1 protein-coding gene is annotated in these 283 nt (G+C 52.3%); it reads left to right on the plus strand.

Annotated elements, in window-relative coordinates; genetic code table 11:
• On the plus strand, positions 1 to 283 hold a 283-nt coding region (locus HUN22_RS18460), incomplete at both ends, for an Ig-like domain-containing protein (protein WP_174732140.1).

Raw genomic sequence — 283 nt, forward strand, 5'->3', positions numbered from 1 at the left:
GACAATACACTTCCAGTGTTGGCAGATGGCCCGCACACAGTGAGCGTGACTGCAACAGATGTAGCAGGTAACGTTTCAACTCCGGTAACCGGCACAGTGACTGTTGATGCGACAGCACCAACCCTTGTAATCACGACAGATGACCTTGCACTTGCAGCAGGTGAAGATGCCAACATCAGCTTCACGTTCAGTGAGGCAGTAGCAGGCTTTGATGCAAGCGACATCACAGTGGTAGGCGGTACATTGACTGGCCTGACTACGACTGACAACATCACCTGGACAG

The organism is Acinetobacter lactucae, from assembly GCF_013344765.1.
GTDB lineage: Bacteria > Pseudomonadota > Gammaproteobacteria > Pseudomonadales > Moraxellaceae > Acinetobacter > Acinetobacter lactucae_A.